General features: G+C 65.8%; 16 protein-coding genes. 8 read left to right on the top strand and 8 right to left on the bottom strand.

All coding sequences use genetic code 11. The features are described from left to right. Position 1: 1 nt before the first annotated feature. A complete protein-coding gene (locus AUR64_RS04755) occupies positions 2–340 on the bottom strand; it encodes a DsrE family protein (RefSeq protein WP_058580781.1) in 339 nt (112 codons plus the stop codon). A 108-nt stretch (positions 341–448) separates the two neighbouring features. Here AUR64_RS04755 and AUR64_RS20410 point away from each other — a divergent pair, with 108 nt between their 5' ends. After that, the gene (locus tag AUR64_RS20410; RefSeq protein WP_155120522.1) at positions 449–619 is read left to right on the top strand and encodes a hypothetical protein; all 171 of its coding nucleotides are present in this window, start codon (positions 449–451) and stop codon (positions 617–619) included. A 73-nt stretch (positions 620–692) separates the two neighbouring features. Here AUR64_RS20410 and AUR64_RS04760 read toward each other — a convergent pair whose 3' ends face one another. From AUR64_RS04760 to AUR64_RS04770, 3 genes are all read right to left on the bottom strand, one after another. Then, on the bottom strand, positions 693–1541 hold the full coding sequence (locus AUR64_RS04760) for a DUF2071 domain-containing protein (protein WP_058580782.1): 849 nt from the start codon (positions 1539–1541) through the stop codon (positions 693–695). A gap of 248 nt (positions 1542–1789) precedes the next feature. Then, positions 1790–3307, bottom strand: a complete 1518-nt coding sequence (locus AUR64_RS04765; RefSeq protein ID WP_058580865.1) for an aldehyde dehydrogenase family protein — start codon at positions 3305–3307, stop codon at positions 1790–1792. Positions 3308–3434: 127 nt separating this feature from the next. Then, a complete protein-coding gene (locus AUR64_RS04770) occupies positions 3435–4196 on the bottom strand; it encodes an SDR family NAD(P)-dependent oxidoreductase (RefSeq protein WP_058580866.1) in 762 nt (253 codons plus the stop codon). Between the two features lie 203 nt (positions 4197–4399). Between AUR64_RS04770 and AUR64_RS04775 the strand changes: the two genes are divergently transcribed. The 4 genes from AUR64_RS04775 to AUR64_RS04790 are packed head-to-tail and all read left to right on the top strand — an operon-like array spanning position 4400 to position 9404. Further along, positions 4400–5773 carry a cobyrinic acid a,c-diamide synthase gene (locus AUR64_RS04775; RefSeq protein WP_058580783.1) on the top strand — a complete coding sequence of 458 codons (1374 nt, stop codon included), beginning with the start codon at positions 4400–4402 and terminating at the stop codon, positions 5771–5773. 1 nt (position 5774) lies between these two features. After that, a complete protein-coding gene (locus AUR64_RS04780) occupies positions 5775–7085 on the top strand; it encodes an amylo-alpha-1,6-glucosidase (protein ID WP_058580784.1) in 1311 nt (436 codons plus the stop codon). Beyond that, positions 7082–7774, top strand: coding sequence for a cob(I)yrinic acid a,c-diamide adenosyltransferase (locus tag AUR64_RS04785; protein WP_058580785.1), 693 nt, complete (start codon positions 7082–7084; stop codon positions 7772–7774). Before AUR64_RS04780 ends, AUR64_RS04785 begins: the two co-directional genes overlap by 4 nt. A gap of 28 nt (positions 7775–7802) precedes the next feature. Beyond that, complete coding sequence (locus AUR64_RS04790; protein ID WP_058580867.1) at positions 7803–9404, top strand: cobyric acid synthase; 1602 nt, start codon at positions 7803–7805, stop codon at positions 9402–9404. Here the strand turns inward: AUR64_RS04790 and fdhF are convergent. From fdhF to AUR64_RS20415, 3 genes are all read right to left on the bottom strand, one after another. Continuing rightward, positions 9401–12739 carry a formate dehydrogenase subunit alpha gene (gene fdhF / locus AUR64_RS04795; protein WP_082230578.1) on the bottom strand — a complete coding sequence of 1113 codons (3339 nt, stop codon included), beginning with the start codon at positions 12737–12739 and terminating at the stop codon, positions 9401–9403. The genes AUR64_RS04790 and fdhF overlap by 4 nt on opposite strands. A gap of 1 nt (position 12740) precedes the next feature. Next, entirely contained in the window at positions 12741–14279 is a 1539-nt protein-coding gene (locus AUR64_RS04800) for an NADH-ubiquinone oxidoreductase-F iron-sulfur binding region domain-containing protein (RefSeq protein ID WP_058580786.1), read from the bottom strand. A 301-nt stretch (positions 14280–14580) separates the two neighbouring features. Continuing rightward, positions 14581–14730: a hypothetical protein gene (locus AUR64_RS20415; protein ID WP_155120526.1), complete on the bottom strand. Its 150-nt coding sequence runs from the start codon at positions 14728–14730 to the stop codon at positions 14581–14583. Positions 14731–14905: 175 nt separating this feature from the next. Here AUR64_RS20415 and AUR64_RS04805 point away from each other — a divergent pair, with 175 nt between their 5' ends. The 3 genes from AUR64_RS04805 to AUR64_RS04815 are packed head-to-tail and all read left to right on the top strand — an operon-like array spanning position 14906 to position 16621. Next, positions 14906–15679 (top strand): nucleotide-binding protein, encoded by a 774-nt coding sequence (locus AUR64_RS04805; RefSeq protein WP_058580787.1) that lies wholly within the window; start codon positions 14906–14908, stop codon positions 15677–15679. Continuing rightward, the gene (locus AUR64_RS04810; protein WP_058580788.1) at positions 15676–16257 is read left to right on the top strand and encodes a hypothetical protein; all 582 of its coding nucleotides are present in this window, start codon (positions 15676–15678) and stop codon (positions 16255–16257) included. The genes AUR64_RS04805 and AUR64_RS04810 overlap by 4 nt, the downstream gene beginning before the upstream one ends. 31 nt (positions 16258–16288) lie before the next feature. After that, positions 16289–16621, top strand: a complete 333-nt coding sequence (locus AUR64_RS04815) for a hypothetical protein (protein ID WP_058580789.1) — start codon at positions 16289–16291, stop codon at positions 16619–16621. A 101-nt stretch (positions 16622–16722) separates the two neighbouring features. On the opposite strand, the gene AUR64_RS04820 is transcribed toward AUR64_RS04815, so the two are convergent. Next, positions 16723–17511: an HpcH/HpaI aldolase family protein gene (locus tag AUR64_RS04820; protein ID WP_058580790.1), complete on the bottom strand. Its 789-nt coding sequence runs from the start codon at positions 17509–17511 to the stop codon at positions 16723–16725. Positions 17512–17584: the final 73 nt, after the last annotated feature.

Below are 17584 nucleotides of genomic sequence, written 5' to 3' on the forward strand. Positions count from 1 at the left end.
GTCACGGGATTTTGACGTACTCGTACCCTTCCGACTGGAGTCTGACGAGTTCGCTCACCCCGCTGGGCACTAGTTCGACTCCCGGGAGGACGTCTCTCGGCAGGTTCCGTGCATCGAGACACGTCGACCCGGCTTTGACGCTGACTCCCGTCTCGATTAGCTCCGCGACTCGGCTTCTCTCCGGAGCGTCCGGGGTAACCAGACGAACTCCGTCGCGGTGTGCGAGGAGCGTTATCTCGTCGAGCGCCAACTCCTCGTTGCGTCGCAGAGCGGACGCACACCTGATGGCGAAGTCCCTGTCCGCCTCGCCCTCTCCAGTCAAGTGAACAACAGCTTTCATCGAACTCTCTACGCGCAACATCGAGATAAACGCTCACGCGACCAGCGGTGCGTCCTCCGGCCTCAACGAAACCGATTTGGTCCGGGATGGCTCACCAGCGAGTGACACATGAACGTCACGCCGCTTCTCTACGTTCTCTGGTTCTTCCTCGCCGTCGCCATTGCGGGTCTGTTCGTCATCGAAGGCAAACCCGCACAGACGCTCGTCTGGGGGTTTTCGGCCGTCGTCGCCGCGACGTTCTTCTGGAAATCACAGGGAGACGACGCGGCCGACGCGTGAGCGGACGACTCCGGACGCCCTCGCCTCGTTTTCCAGCAGTGCCGTCTTCGGTTCTCCCGGATGCCGCTTGGGTTCAGTCGTCTGCGGGTGTCTGCCTTGGGTTTCGCTCCGGCACGCCGGCACCCGACTGCTGGGGGTCGTACATCCACGCCCGTTTCCACGTCTGGTCGACGTCGGCCATATAGAGCGCGCAGTCGAACGTCGCGTCGAGGTCGAACGCCTCGACGAGGTAGTCGAGGAGCGCGGAGTCGAGGTCGAACTCGTGACAGAAGGAGACGTCCCAGTCGGGGTAGTCGATGTCCTGAAACGAGAGTTTGCCTTTCTGGAAGTTGTACCCGCAACTGCCGTCGAGTTCGAGCACGAAATCGGTCGCTTCCTCGACGTCCGCGAACGCCGTCGTCTCCGGCGGGTCGTCGCTGACAGCGTCCAGTGACGCGGTGAGTTCTGCGTTGCAGAGCGGGTCTGCGGCGCGACAGCGAAGTTCGTACGTCTTCCCGTCGTCGACGCGGGCGAACGACGACGTCGCCTTCCGGAAGTGCGAGAAGTAGCCGCCGCACAGTCCTAAGAGACGTGACGAGGTGTCCGAGCGCAGCGTGTAGTACGCCCGGCGTCGCTCGCCGTTCTTCGGGATGGTGACGCTGATGCGACAGAGCATCTCGTTCGTGTGGACCTCCGGCAGTGGGATGGGGCCGAACTTCGTCACCGAAAAGTCACAGGCACACATGCTGAGCATCCCCATCCCGGTGTCACGAATCTCTTCGGGTGCGATGGCCCCCGGCAGGAGTTCTTCGAGTTGCTCCAGTGGGACGCGGTAGTTCACGGTGATTCGCTTGTTGGTCCACGACTCCACGTCGACCGGTTGGTGGTTGACTCGTCCGAGACGCTGTTGGAGCGAACGCGCCCGCTGTGAATACTGTTCCATGCTAACAGTAACATGAATGTGAATATTCATATACATTCGGACAGCACTCACCGACTCACAACCACTGTCGACACGATATCTTTGCGAACACGGGCTGGTGGTGGCAAAAAAGACAGAATAGGACTCCGAGGAGACCCGTACGGGATTCGCAGTGGTCGATAAACCACCGCCGACCCGGGCGTCTTGCTAACCGTCCTCAGCTGCTCCCCGTTGTCGAGAGAGTCAGACCGTGGCAGGAACCGACCGACTCAACGCAGCGAGAGGTTGATGGTTTTCGTCTGTTGGTAGTGGTCGAGTGTCTCCGAGCCAAGTTCACGGCCGATACCCGACTGCTTGTAGCCGCCGAACGGGAGGCCGGGGACGAGGTCGTGGTAGCTGTTTATCCAGATGTAGCCCGCCTCGATGTCGCGGGCGGTGGTGTTCGCCTGCGTGATGTCGTCGGTGATGACCCCGCCCGCGAGTCCGTACTCCACGTCGTTGGCGAGGCGAATCATCTCGTCGTAGTCGTCCCAGCGGAACACGCTGAGAACCGGCCCGAAGATTTCCTCTTGCACCGCGTCGCTGTCGTGGTCCAGTCCTTCGATGAGCGTCGGTTCGACGTAGCAACCCGCCGAGAGCGCTTCGTCGTCGGGGCGGTCACCGCCGGCGAGGAACTGTCCGCCGTCGTCGCGCGCTTTTTCGAGGTAGTCGAGCGTCCGGTCGACCTGTTCGGCCGACACCTTGGGGCCGAGGTCCGTCTCCTCGCGCAGCGGGTCGCCGATGGTCATGTCGTCGATGGCGGCCACCAACCCATCTAAAACGTCGTCGGCGACGTCCTCGTGGACGAACAATCGGGAGCCAGCCTCACAGCACTCGCCGGTGTTGTAGAAGATAGCGGATTTGACGAGCGCAACCGCTTTGCCGACGCTCACGTCGGGGAAGACGACGATGGGACTCTTGCCGCCGAGTTCGAGCGTCACGTCGGTGACGGTGTCGGCGGCGCTCTTCATCACCTGTTTTCCGACCGCCGTCGACCCGGTGAACGCCACTTTCCGGACGTCGGGGTGGCCGGTCACCGCCGTGCCCGCTTCCTCGCCGTAGCCGGGAACGATGTTGACGACGCCGTCGGGGACGATGTCGTCGACGAGTTCGGCGAAACGAAGTGCAGAAAGCGGCGTCTCCTCGGCGGGTTTCAGCACCGAGCAGTTGCCGCCGGCGAGCGCGGGCGCGAGTTTCCACGACGCCATGAGCAGCGGGAAGTTCCACGGGATGACCTGTCCGACGACGCCGTACGGTTCCTTGATGACTTGGCCGTAGCGCGACCCGGCGTTCATCGTCTCGCCGGGGTTTTCGCGGACGAGGCCGGCGAAGTAGCGGAACTGTTCGGCCGCGCCACGGACGTCGATTTTCGCCTCGGAGACCGGCTTGCCGTTGTCCAGACTCTCCAAGCGCGCGAGTTCGTCGACGTGGTCTTCGATAGTGTCGGCGATATCGGTCAGAACGCGCTGGCGACGGCCGGCCGAGTAGTTCGACCACGTCTCGTCGAAGGCGGTCCACGCCGCGTCGACGGCGGCGTCGACGTCCGCCGCGTCGCCGCGCGCGACGGAGGCGAGTACGTCACCCGTCGTCGGGTCGACGGTGTCGAACGTCTCGCCGCTGTCGGCGGCGACGAACTCGCCACCGATGTACAGGTCGGTGTGTTCGGGGAGAAGTTCTTGGGCCGCCTGCTGGTGTCGCTCTCGGACGTCGCTCAGTTGGTCCGTCGGGGACTCTGATTCGCTTGACATCGGTGTCGGAAAGTCGGCGAGCATCGTGAAAGCGCTTTCTGCCGACCGTCGGTAAACGAAACCTGTTTAGGTTTCCCGGATGCGTTTTACTGCTCTCCGAGTTACGATATTCGGTTGCTCGATTCCGTTACTGAATCGAGAAGCCGCCGTCGACCATCAGCGACTCGCCGGTGATAAAGGAGGCTTCGTCGCTGGCGAGGAAGGCAATCGCGTCGGCGATTTCGTCGAGTTCGCCGAGACGCCGGAGCGCGTAACCCCGGCGCGAGCGTTCGCGCGCCGCCTCGGGGTCGTCGAAGGAGTCGAAGAACTGCTCGCCGAGGCCGCCCTCGACGAATCCCGGACAGACCGCGTTCGCGCGGACGCCGGCGGGACCCGCCTCGACGGCGACAGTACGAGTGAAGTTGACGACCGCGCCTTTCGACAGCGAGTACGCGCCGAGGTTCGGCGACCCGATGACGCCCGCCAGCGAGGCGACGTTGACGATAGCGCCGGACCCGCGGGCTTTCATCGCCGGGAGCGCGGCCGCACAGCCGTTCCAGACTCCCGAAATGTTCACGTCGAAGACGAAGTCGCGCTCGGCCGGGGGGAGGTCCTCGACGGGTTTCGGGCTGTGACCGACGCCCGCGTTGTTGACGAGTACGTCGAGACCGTGTTCCTCGTCGACGGCCTGAACGACCGAGATGAACGCCTCCCGGTCGCGGACGTCGAGTTCGTGGAACGTCGCGTCTCCGTCGTCGGCCTCGATTCGGTCGACCGTCTCCTCGCCGCCGGTCGTATCCACGTCGGTGACGACGACGTGTGCGCCGGCGGCGGCGAGTCGTTCTGCGGTCGCTTCCCCGATTCCCGATGCTGCACCGGTGACCAGTGCCGTCTGTCCGTTCAGTTGCACGAGATGGAGTTCACGGGGAGACGACATAACGTTCGGGACCGCTTCGTCGTATGGGTGCGGATTCCAGTCGAAGCCGGTGTTGACTCTCGGAGTGAGGTTCGAGTAGTCTCTCTCGAACGTCGCTCCCACGGCAGCACTCTCGTCCAAACGACCCGCCACCGAACAACTCAAATACAGTTGCAGTAAAACCACTGTAGTAGAATATGAACGGAGTCGTCATCGCCGGGGTCGCCTCCGGCGTCGGCAAGACAGTTGCAACGTTGGCCGTCTGTCGGGCGTTGCAGCGAACCGGACGAGTCGTCCAACCGGCGAAAGCCGGGCCGGATTTCATCGACCCGAGTCACCACGAGGCGGCGACGTGGCGTGCCTCCAGAACGCTCGACCCGTGGCTCGAAGGCGAGTCGGGGATGCGCCGCAACTACGCCCGCGGTAGTGGAGATATCTGTGTCGTCGAAGGGATGATGGGCCTGTACGACGGCGACACGAGCACGGCGACCGTCGCGGAGTTGCTCGACCTCCCGGTCGTTCTCGTCGTCGACGCCAGCGCCGGAATGGAGAGCGTCGCCGCGACGGCGCTCGGATTCCGCAAATACGCCGCACGCGCCGGGGTCGATATCGACGTTGCGGGAGTCATTGCCTCGCGCGCGCACGGAGGAAAACACGAAGCGGGCATCCGCGACGCGCTGTCCGACGACCTGACGTACTTCGGCCGGATTCCGCCGCGCGAGGACCTCGAAATTCCCGAGCGACATCTCGGGCTAGAGATGGGCGACGAATCACCGCTCTCCGCGAAAGCGCTCGACGCAGCGGCCGACGGAATTCGCGTTGAGGCGCTTCTCGACGCGGCCCGGCAACCGGACTGGTTTGCATCGGTCGAAACGGAGGGTGAGGCGTCCAGTTCGATTACCGACGCCGACGACCGACCGACCATCGCCGTCGCCCGCGACGACGCCTTCCGGTTCGTCTACACGGCGACCCGCGAACGCCTCCGCGAGCGCGCCGACGTAGTCACGTTCGCACCGACCGCAGGCGACGACTTGCCCGACTGCGACGGCGTTTACCTCCCCGGCGGCTACCCCGAACTGTACGCCGCCGAACTCTCGGAGGGTCCGGCGCTGGCGACGCTCGCCGACCGGGCCGCCGAGGGCCTGCCGACTTTCGGCGAGTGCGGCGGCCTGATGGCGCTCTCGGAGTCGTTGACGACTGTTGACGGCGACACTCACGAGATGGCGGGCATCCTGCCCGCGGACGTGACGATGCGCGAGCGCTATCAGGCGCTCGACCACGTCGAACTCAGAGGGAAAGACGAGACGCCTATCTGTCCCGAGGGCCAGACGCTCCGCGGCCACGAGTTCCACTACTCCGACGCCGACCCGGCGGCCGACGCTCGCTACGCGTTCGACGTGGTTCGCGGGAAGGGTATCGACGGCGACCACGACGGCCTCACTGAATACCGGACGCTCGGTACCTACGCGCACGTTCACCCCGAGAGCGGAGCGTTCGACCGATTCGTCGATGCGGTGACAAAGAAAGACTGGACCCGAAACGGTCACGGCGGTTCGCGTGCCCAGCACTGACATGCACGACCAACGCGACGAAAGCTCGAACGACAGTCGCGCCGACACCGTAGAGCGCCGCGAGGAAGCGCTCGACGTGCTCCGGTCGAACCGCGCCGACGGCTACACCATCCCGTCGGCGACGCTGTACCCCTTTCAGTGGAACTGGGATTCGGCGTTCATCGCTCTCGGTCTCGTGGACGTCGAACCGGATGCGGCGAAAAAAGAGCTAGAATCGCTCTGTGCGGCGACGTGGGAGAACGGCCTGTTGCCACATATCGTCTTCCACACCGACGCCGAGGGCTACTTCCCCGGTCCCGAGGAGTGGGGCGTCGAGATAGATGGGACGGAGACCAGCGGCATCACCCAACCCCCGATGGTCGTCCCCGCGGCCCGCCACGTCTACGAGGCGACCGGCGACGACGCGTTTCTCGACCGGGTGTATCCCGCGCTCGAACGCCACTTGGAGTGGTGGGTCCGCGAGCGGTCGTTCGATAACTCGACCGTCTACGTTCGCCACCCGTGGGAGACCGGGATGGACGACTCGCCGGCGTGGACCAACCCGCTCGCAGCGTTCGACCCCGGCGACGTCGAGTACGAACGCGAGGACCGCAAATCCGACGAACTCGCCGACCAGCGGCCGACCGACTGGGACTACGACCGTTACGTCTCGCTCGTCCGCGAGGCCCGTGCCGCAGAGTGGAACGAACTCGAACTCCGGCAGTCGTGTCCGTTTCTCGTCGAGGACGCGCTAACGAACGCCATCTTCGTCCGCGCCTGCGACGACCTCGCGGCGCTCGCGGCCGCCCGCGGCGACGACGCGGCGGCGACGACGTGGCGCGAGCAGGCCGAGCGGTCGCGCGAGACGATTCGTGAGCGTCTGTGGAACTCCGACCTAGAAACGTTCGTCTCCTACGACCGCGTCGGCGACCGGCAACTCGACGCGAACTCCGTCGCGGGTCTCGCCAGTCTGTTCGGCGAGATTCCGACGAACGAGCAGTTCGAAAAACTCCGCCGGACGCTCCGCGACGAGTTTCTCTCTCGGGAGTTCGCCGTCTCCTCCTACGTCGGCGAGGCGTTCGACCCCGACCGCTACTGGCGCGGGCCGGTGTGGATAAACACGAACTGGCTCGTCGCCGACGGCCTTCGCCGCTACGGCGCGACCGACCTCGCCGACCGAATCGACCGAGACAGCCGCCGCCTCGTCGAACGCGAGGGCTTTTGCGAGTACTTCAACCCCGAGACGGGCGAGGGTCGCGGAAGCGACCGCTTCTCGTGGAGCGCGGCGTTGTATCTCGAACAGACCGACGGCAAGAGAGAAAACGACTCATGACCGACGACACTCCCTCGAAAGACGAACTACGTACGAACACCCCCGGTCGCGGCATCACCCCCGAAGCCCACGATATCGAACCCGACGCCCCCGACGAGTTCGGCCTCGTACAGGTGTGGTGGGGCGACGGCAAAGGCAAGACGACGGCCGCGATGGGCATGGGCTTTCGCGCCGCGGGCCACGGCTTCCGCGTCCACATGCTCCAGTTCATGAAAGGCGGCGCGGACAGCGTCGACGCCGTCCGCGGCGAGTACAACGCCGTCGCCGCGATGCCCGGATTCAGCTACGAGAACACCGGCCACTACGGCTGGCACGGCCTCAGAGACGGCAGCGACGACGACGACCACCGCGCGAAAGCACAGGGTGGACTCGAACGCGCGAGAGAACTCGTCGCCGCCGCGGCCGACGCGGACCTCGACTCGCCGCTCGCACTCGACGGCCCGCCCGAAGATGGCGTTCATATGCTCATCCTCGACGAGGTGCTGTACGCCGTCGACCAAGGACTGCTCGACGAAGAAGACGTACTCGGACTCGTCGATTCCAAACCCAAGAACCTCGAACTCGTGCTGGCGGGCAGCCACACGAAACCCGACTATCTGTACGACGACGCCGACCTCGTGACGCAGGTGAAAAAAGAGAAACACCCTATCGACGCCGGCCAGCGCGCGCGACGCGGCACCGAGTACTGACGTGTCAGATTCCAACGACTCCAGCGATATCGCCGACACCTCCGGCTCCTCGGACACCTCCGGCACCGTCGACACCGCCCGGACGCTCCTCGTCGCCGGCACCGCCAGCCACGTCGGCAAGAGCACCGTCGCCGCCGGTCTCTGTCGTCACCTCTCTGACCGAGGCGTCTCCGTCGCGCCGTTCAAAGCGCAGAACATGAGCAACAACGCCCGCGCCGTCCCCCGCTCGCCCGCACTCGACGGAAGCGAGGCGTTCGGCGAAGTCGGCGTCTCGCAGTTCGTCCAAGCGCGCGCCGCCCGTGTCGCGCCGACGACCGACCACAACCCCGTTCTGTTGAAACCTCGCGGTGACGGCGAGTCACAACTCGTCGTCGACGGCGTCGCAGTCGGCCACTTTGCCGCCGGGAACTACTACGACGAACACTGGAACCGCGCCCGCGACGCCGCCGAAGCGGCCCACGCGCGACTCGCGGCCGACCGCGAGGTGGTCGTCGCCGAAGGCGCAGGCTCAATCGCCGAAATCAACCTCCATCATCGGGATTTGGCGAACGTCGAGACCACCAGATTTGCTGACGCCGACGTTCTTCTGGTCGCCGACATCGAACGCGGCGGCGTCTTCGCCAGTCTCGTCGGAACGCTCGAACTCGTCCCCACCGACCTACGGGACCGTGTCGTCGGCGCGGTCATCACGAAGTTCCGTGGCGACGTGTCGCTTCTCGACCCCGGCCTCGACGCGTTCGAGGAGCGCACCGGCGTTCCGATTCTCGGCGTTCTCCCGTACGACGACCCCGGATTGCCCGAGGAGGACAGCGTCTCGCTGCCCGCCGAAGGCGACCGAGCCGTCATCGGCGACGACGACGGTGTCGCTTCCGACTCCTGTGTCACCATCGCCGTCCCGCGTCTCCCACGCGCCTCGAACGTCACTGACCTCGAACCGCTCGCCGGCGAACCCGGCGTCCGCGTCGCGTACGTCCCGCTCACCGACGACCTCTCGCATGCGGATGCAGTGGTTCTCCCGGGGACGAAAAACACCGTCGACGACCTGCTGGCGCTGCAAAAGACAGGATTCGATGACGCGCTATCGACGTTCGACGGGCCGGTCGTCGGTCTCTGCGGCGGCTATCAGATGCTCGGCGAGCGAATCACGAACACAGGTGTCGAAAGCGCCGCCGTCGATGCCTCCGACGAAATCGAGGGGTTCGGGTTGCTCCCGGTCGAAACCGTGTTCTCGACCGACAAGCGCGTCGAACAGTCGACGCTCTCGCTTCGGGGAACGGGACCGCTCGACGGCGCTGACGGTGACGTATCCGGATACGAGATTCACGCCGGGGAGACGCACCTCGCTGGCGATGCGGACGCGGCCAGCATCGAGACACCGTTCTCGCGCAACGGCGACGCGTCGGCGGCGCTCGGCGTAGCGTCGCAAAACGTGCTCGGGACGTACCTCCACGGCCTCTTCGAGAACGAGAGCGCCAAAGAAGCGTTCGTGACTTCGGTGTTCGCATCCGCGAGGCGGACGCGGCCGGAAACGGTCGACGACGACGACCACGACCGGCGGTCACCGTACGACCGCGCCGCCGCCCTCGTCGCCGACCACGTTGACCTCGCGGCGCTCGGCTTTCCCGCTTAGTCGTCAGCGCCCGCGCGCTCGGGGTCTTCGTCGGCCTCGACGCTGAAATCGGGTTGTTCGAGCGGTAACGGGTCGACGTCGGGGTCCGGGCCGAGTGGCGCGATGCGGACGCTCGTCACCTTGTACTCGGGAATGTACGACGTCGGGTCGAGTTCGTGCTGGGTGAGTTCGTTGATTGCACCCTGTGCGAAGTGCATCGGGATGAAGACGACACCGGGGTCGGCGGTGTCTTCGACGTTCGCCTTCACGACGATGTCGCCGCGGCGGGATTCGACGCGGACGTACTCGCCGTCTTCGACACCGAGGTCCTCGGCCATCTTGTGATGGATGGTGACGAAACTCTCGGGGACGTGGTGCATCAGCGCCTCGACGCGGCGCGTCATCGTGCCCGTGTGCCAGTGATACAGCACCCGACCCGAGGTGAGCATCAACGGGTACTGCTCGTCGGGCATCTCGACGGGACCGGCGTAATCGGCCGGCACGAACCGCGCGAGTCCGTCGTCGAAGTTGAACTCCTCGTCGTAGAGGTAGGGGGTTCCGGAGTGGTCGTCGTCCCAGACGGGCCACTGCAGGCCCTCGGGCGTCGATTCGAGGCGGTCGTAGTTGACTCCCCCGTAGATGGGGACGAGTCGGCTGATTTCGTCCATCACGTCGGCGGGACCGTCGTACTCCCACTCGTAGCCAAACCGCCCGGCCACATCGGTGAGAATGTCCATGTCCGTCCGCGCCTCGCCCGGTGACGAGACGGCAGGGCGAACCATCTGGATGCGACGCTCGGTGTTCGTGAACGTCCCGTACTTCTCGGCGGCCGACGCCGCCGGCAACACTACGTCGGCGAACTGCGCCGTCTCCGTGAGGAAGATGTCTTGGACGACGAGGAAGTCGAGTTTCTCGATAGCGTGTTCCGCGTCGCGGATGTCCGGCTCCGACAGCACCGGGTTCTCGCCCATGATGTACATCCCACGGATGTTCCCGTCGTCCATGGCTTCGTACTGTTCCGGGAGGCGGAGGCCGACCCTGTCCGGCGGGCGGACGCCCCACTCGCTCTCGAACTTTTCGAGCACGTCCTCGTCGGTGGGGTCCTGATAGCCCGGCAGGTTGTGCGGGGCGGGACCCATGTCGCCGCCGCCGCCTTGGACGTTGTTCTGCCCGCGGAACGGCGAGACGCCGGCGCGCGGTTTCCCGAGGTTGCCCGTGACGAGCGCCAAGTTCGTGATGGCGAGAACGTTCCGGGTGCCGTGGGCGTGCTGGGTCATCCCCATCGCCCACCCGAAGATACAGGAGTCGGCTTTGGCGATGGTCTCTGCGGCGTTCGTGAGGTCTTCTTCGGAGACGCCCGCGAGTTCCTCGACCTTTTGGGGCGTGAACGGTTCGACTTTCTCCTTCAGTTCCTCGAAGCCTTTCGTGCGCTCTTCGATGAACGACTCGTCGTGGAGGTCCTCTTCGATGATGTGGCGAACCATCCCGTTGAGCCACGCGATGTCCTCGCCGGGTTTCGTCCGGGTGTACTGCGTCGCGTGTTCGGCGAGGCCGATTTTCCGTGGCTCGAAGACGAACAGGTCCGCACCCTCGTCGACGTTTTGCTTGATTCGCGTCGCCAGCACGGGATGACTTTCGGTGGTGTTCGACCCGGTGATGAGATAGCAGTCGGTCTCGCCGATGTCCTCGTTGATTCTGTTGCTCATGGCGCCGAAGCCGAGCGTCTGCTTCAACCCGGCGACGGTCGAGGAGTGACAGAGGCGCGCGCAGTTGTCGACGTGCGGCGTGTTCAGCACCTGCCGGGCGAACTTCTGATTCAGGAAGTTCTCCTCGTTGGTCGCCTTCGACGACGACGTGACGGCGACCGAATCGTCGCCGTGTTCGTCTTGAATCTCGGAGAGTCGGTCGACGACCAAATCGAGCGCTTCGTCCCACGACGCCTCGCGGAACTCGCCGTCTTCCTTGATGAGCGGCGTTTCGAGGCGGTTCGGACTGTTGACGAACTCGTAACCGAACTTCCCCTTCACGCAGGTCGAGAAGTCGTTTGCGGGCGTCGCCTCCGGGTCGGTGGGACGGACGCCGAGCACTTCGCCGTCTTTTCCATAGAGTTCGAATCGACAGCCGACGGCGCAGTACTGACAGGTCGTCTCGGCTTTGGTGACGCGCTTCATCCGCCCGGTGCTGACGACTTTGGCAACGTCGAACAACTGACCGATTTCGAGCGAGTTCGCCGCCGTCGCCTCCGCGACGTGTTCGAACTGTTCGAGCGACTCGTCGGCGACGCGACTCGCCATCGACTGCGCGCCCTGCTTGGCTTTCGCCATGAACCGGGCGACGCCGGATTGCCCTTCGACCTGTTCACCAGTTAGCTCCTCGTACTCGCCGGGAACGCGACGGTTCGGCGACGGCGACGTGTCGGCCGTCTCCACGCCCTCGTGTTCGATGACTTTGCCGATGGAGTTCTTCTGCGTGAACCCGGGGAACGGGAGGGTCGTCGCGTCGACGAGTCCCTTCTCGACCAAAGAGCCGGTCGGACAGACCGTTGCGCAGTGCCCACAGGAGACGCAGGTCGACTCGCCCATCGTCTCCGCCTCGGGTTTCTGGAAGCCGATGCGGGTGTCGGGGCCTTGGCCTTCGATGCGGAGGACGCCTTCGACCTGCACGTCGTTGCAGGCTTCGACGCAGCGGTTACACAGAATGCACTTGTTGCGGTCGATTTGGATGACCGACGACGTGTCGTCGAGCGGTTCGTACTCGTCTCGCTCCTCGAAGACGCCGTAACGGGGTTCTTGGACGCCGTTTTCGATGGAGGCGTCCTGCAACTCACAGCGGCCGTTCTGCCCGCAGGTCGTACACCGGAGGTTGTGATTCGACAGCACGAGGTCGAGGTTCACGTCTCGGGCTTCCTCGGCCTCGGTCGCGTCGGTGTGGACGGTCAGGCCGTCCTCGGCAGGGAACGAACAGGCAGGGACGACGCCGTGTTCGTCGGTGTCGACCATGCAGGTCCGACACTCCGAACGCGGGCCGATGTTCTCCGACTGTTCGGTGCCGCGGTCGTAGTAACAGAGCGCCGGAACGTTGCTCTCGGTTTCTATCGTCTCGATAGCGTCGATAATCGTCGAACCGGGCGGCAACGCGACTGGCTCGCCGTCGACGGTGACGGTTGTCATCTCCGTGCCGACGCTTCCCACTTCGGGGTCGTTGGCGGTGCCGGTGACGAAATCCTCGGTCAGCGGTGTACTCGGTCGCGGGTCGACGACGTTCGGCACGCCCGGCAGCGAGTCGGCAGGGGCGGTCTCGCCCGGTCCCGGTCGGTTCTCGTCCGCACTCATGTCTTTGGGGTCTTCGGTACTCATATCAGGCCTCCTCGCACGCGCCGCTCGGACAGCGGCCGTCGGCGTGTGCGCGGAACTCGGTCTCGAACTCGTCCATCGCCGTCGTGACGACGCGCGCGGCCGACGACCCGAACGCGCAGGTGCTCGAAGACGACATCACCCGCGTCAGCTCTCTGAGGCCGTCGTCGTCGAACTCGCCGTCGTAGACGTTTCGCAGTTTGCTCAGCAGTTGTTTCGAACCCTCGCGGCAGGGGACGCAGCGGCCGCAGTTCTCGTCGCGCGCGAACCGCGAACGACTGCCCGCCGTCGCCACCGCACAGTTGGTGTCGTCGAACAGTTCGACGACGCCCTCGGTGCCGAGGTCCGCACCCGCGAACGCGGCGGCGCTCGGGGTGTGGTCGAGCGTGCGGGTGAACCCGCCGAACTGCCCGCCGACGCAGGCCATCTTCAACGGCCCTGCGAACTCGACGACGTCGCGGACAGAAGAGAGCGACCCGCCAGTCGACAGTTCGACCGTCGCGGGCGCGTCGACGTCGCCGGTCACCGTCAGCAGTCGGGTCCCGGGGTCGGCGTCGTCGGCGTCGAACTGCTCGGGGGTGAGCCACAACTCGCGAACCTGCGCGAGCGTCCGCGGCGTGTGAATCAGCGTCGGTCGGCCGTACAGACCGTGTCGCGCGGGCGTCGGCGGTCGGAGGCGCGCCTCCAATCGGTCGTTGCCCTCCAGCGACTCCAGTGCCATCGTCGGTTCGCCCGCGATGTACGTGTCCGGCCCGGTGACGACCTGCGGCGCGGTGTCGAGGTCTCGGGCGTCGACCACCGAGGAGACGGCCGCGCGCATCCGGTCGTGCGCCAGCGTGTCGGCGTCGTTGAGATAGACGACGATATCAGACGTGTCGACGCCGACGAGTTCGGCGACGGCGAGTGCACCGTCGAGAACCGCAATCGGGTCGCTCTCGACGAGCGTTCTGTCCGTCTCGTTTCGCCGGTCGCTCTCGTTTCCGTTGACGACGAGCACCGGGTCACCGGGCGTCTCCCGGGCGACGTCCCACTCGACGGCGATGGGGTCGTCGGGCGTCGAATCGCCGCGGCCGCGGCCCAGTAGACCGACCGTTCGGACCAGTTCCATCGCGGCGTCGGCGTCGTCGCCGACCACCTCGCTGGCCCAGTCGTCGTACGCGTCGGCGTCCCCCGGTCCGACCCAGCCACAGCGCGCGAGAACGCGTCGGTTGCCGACCGAAAGCGGCCCGCTTTCGGGGACCGGAAGCGTCCTCGTGTCGGCGTCGTGTTCGACCGTCCCGTCGCCCGGTTCGGCGTCGCCGGATTCGAGCGCTTCGACGACTCGCGTCGTTCGCTCCGGTCTACAGTCGCGGTAGAACGTCGTCTCACCTCCTTCCGTTACGAGCACGAGCGGTGCGTCACCGCCGACCCCGGTCGGGCCGACTTCGACGACGTGCGCGTCGCTGGCGGCCGCCCGTGCGGCGTCCGCCGTCGCTTTCGCCCGGTCCGTCGTGCTGCCTACGCAGACGCGGACGACAGCGTCCGATTCCGTGTCGTCTTTCATCTAGTATACGTGCGGCCGCATCTCAGGAAAGGATTACTTAGACGGCGAAGAGTATCCGGAAATCCATCAACAAAACTAGAACGGCGCGGAGAGTTGTGGCCGACGACTCCGACGCCAGAGCACGGTGCCCACGACCACGACGAGAACTGCGAACACGGTCAGTGTGAGCGCCGATGCGCTAGGCGTCGTTTCCTCGTCTCGTTCCTCAGTCGCCGACGAACCGTCTGTTTTCGAGGTCACAACTGGAGAGTACGGCCGCCCGAACGATATCGGTTCGGTCGGCCGGGGTTCACACCGAAGTTCAGTTCGACTCGTCGCTCTGGACGTGACGCCACAGCGGCGCGTGTTCGCGCCACAACCAGAACAGGGTCAGACCGACCAGTGTCACTGTCGTTCCTGCGGCCGCGACGCCGATACGTCGACCCCGGTCGGATTCGCTCTCGGTGGGCATGGGAGTGTGTTCGGGCGACTGTGAAAAAGACGTTCGGGCGAGATGTGGGAGAGGTGATTCGGGAGGCGAATGCCGAAAGACGAAGACGGACGGTCTTCTCTCAGGCGGTTTCGGCCGCATTTTCGCCCGTCGGAAGGCGGAGAGTTTAAATCACGGAATGGGAGTAACGAAAGCCATGGTCGAAGCGTTCGCCGTCGCAAGCGGGAAAGGCGGCACGGGGAAGACGACGAGTACGCTCGCACTCGGTATGGCGCTGGCCGCCGACCACGACGTCACCGTCGTCGACGCCGACACCGGGATGGCGAACCTACTGTTTCACGCGGGTCTCGACGACGTGGAGGTGACGCTACACGACCTCCTCGTCGAGGAGACCGGTACGCACGTCTCCGAGGCGACGTACGACCGCTTCGGGATGTCCGTCGTCCCGTGCGGAACGAGTCTCGCGGCGTTCGAGGCGGCCGACCCTGCCCGTCTCCGAGATGTCGTCGCCGACCTCGCGGGCGACACCGACGTGCTACTCCTCGACTCGCCCGCTGCACTCGGGTCGAAAAGTGCCGTGCTTCCGGTCGTCCTCGCCGACCGGGTCGTCGTCGTCCTCCAACCGACGGTGCCGGCGCTGTCGGACGGCCTGAAAGTCCAAGAGTACGCGCGGTCGTACGGCACCGAGACGGCGGGCGTGCTGTTCAATCGAGTCCACGACGACGCCGGTATCGACCGCATCGTCGACCGCGCGAGCGAGTATTTCGGCGGCGAGACGCTCGCAACAGTGCCCGACAGCGATGTCGTGCGCGCGGCCAGACGCGCCGGCGAACCGCTGTTGGCACACGCACCGGAGTCGGTTCCGGCCGCCGCCTATCGGGAGGCCGCCGCCCGCATCGACGTTCGCGCGGGCGACGAAGGCGACGTGGCCGACCGCTTCCGCAGCGCCGTCGTCCCCGACACGCCATGAACACGCCGGAGGACTACTCGGACGACCGATTCTCCATCCCGCGCGGCGACCTCGTTCGCTCGCGCGTCGTCACCGACGTCGGCGAAGCGCTCGCGGCGGCGCTGGCGCGCGAACTCACGGGCTATCTGGTTCTCGAACCGCAGGACGCGCTTCTCCTCGGCGGCGAGACTCGCGGCGTACTCACCTTCGAGGCCGGCGTTCCCGTCGTCGCCTACAGCGTCGAAACCGACAGCGGCGGCACCGACGCGCTCGCGGACCTCGCGGTTCCCGGCCCGTTCCGCGTCGACGTGTTCGAGTCGCCGTCGACGGCGCTCTCGGAAGCCCACGACACCGACGAACTGTGGGTGCCGCCGGGGTCGCCCGCCGAGACGCTGGCTGACGCGCCGGACCTCGCGGCGCGAACGCGCGACGCCGCCCCCGACGAGTGGCTCCAGCGAGGCGACGACGACACCGACGCGGTGGCGGCGTTTCTCGAAGACGACGCGAAACTCGACGCGATACGCCAGCAAGCGCGCGCCGAGGCCGAAGCGCGCGCCGAGCAGTGGGGGCTGACCGGGCAGTTGGCCGACGACACATAGCTACTTGTTGGCACGCTGAGAACTGCGCGGCATGAACTGGTCCCTCCTCCTCGGCGGAACGGTTCGGTACACCCTCCTCTACGGCGGTTCGAGCGTCGCCGTCGTCGCACTCGTGACGCGGAGTCAGATTGCGGCGCTTCTTCTCGCCGCCACCGGCGGTGCGCTCGTGCTTTTCGCACTCGGCCGCAACTCGGGGACGAACTACGCCGTCGTCGCGTCGAACGCCGACTCGGCCGGCTTTGCGGGCACGGTGATGGACCCCGGAAAAGCGGGTTTCGGTGGGTCGATGCGACTGTTCTTCTACGGTCTCGGCCTCCTCGTCTTCGGAGCCGTCGCACTGGTCGCACTCGCCGTCTTTTTGTAACGGTGTGAGCCGGTGCGACGGCGTGACGGCGTGACGGCGTGACGGCGTGACGGCGTGACGGCGTGACGGCGTGACGGCGTGACGACGTGACGGCGTGGCTGCTATCGCTCGCCCTCGAAGGCGTCGAGTCGTGACGACACCATCTCGGCGACGCCCGCCATCGTGCTGCCGACGTTGAGAATCTGGTACCCTTGGTCGACTTTCTCGTTCACGTCGTCCATCCCGAAGCCGAGTCCGCCGAGTGCCACGTCGCTGTCGAGCGTCGCATCCCGAATCGTCTCCACCCGCGACTGTACTTCCTCGTGGTCGACCTCGCCCGGATGTCCAGTATCCACCGAGAGGTCGTACGGGCCGACGAAGACGAACCCCAGTTCGGGCACCGAGAGGATGTCGTCTATCTCGTCGACCGCTCGCTGGTTCTCGACGGTGACGCCGACGAAAATCTCCTCGTCTTCTGTCGCCGGGTAGTCGTCGGCGAGGCCCCAGCGACTCGCCCGCGGCGCGGCCAGACCGCGCTGGCCGGGTTCGTCCTCGTACTCGAAGCGGGCCGCACGAACCGCTTCGCGGAGTTCGGCCGCCGAGCGGACCCGCGAGAGGAAGACGTTTCGGACGCCCGCGTCCAACACCTTCCGCATCAACGCCGGTTCCGAGACGGGGATTCGGACGAGGAGTTCGGTACCCGTCGCGTCCGCGGCGCGAAGCAGGTTCGACAGCGTCGCCGCGTCCCACGGACTCGGGCCGGCGTGTTCGAGGTCGTGCCAGACGAAGTCGACACCGAGGTCACCGCAGAGTTCGACTACGTCGGGGCTGTACAAGCCGTCGAGCACGCCGAGGGCGACGCCGCCGTCGTCGACGGTTTCTCGGAGCGCGTTCGTTCGTGCATCCGTCATCGGGGTTCGTGCGACGGCGTCGGCTATAGCTTCGCGCAGCGCCCAGTGAGGCGGACTGTCACCGCGTCAGGAT

This window comes from Haloprofundus marisrubri (genome assembly GCF_001469955.1).
Classification (GTDB): domain Archaea; phylum Halobacteriota; class Halobacteria; order Halobacteriales; family Haloferacaceae; genus Haloprofundus; species Haloprofundus marisrubri.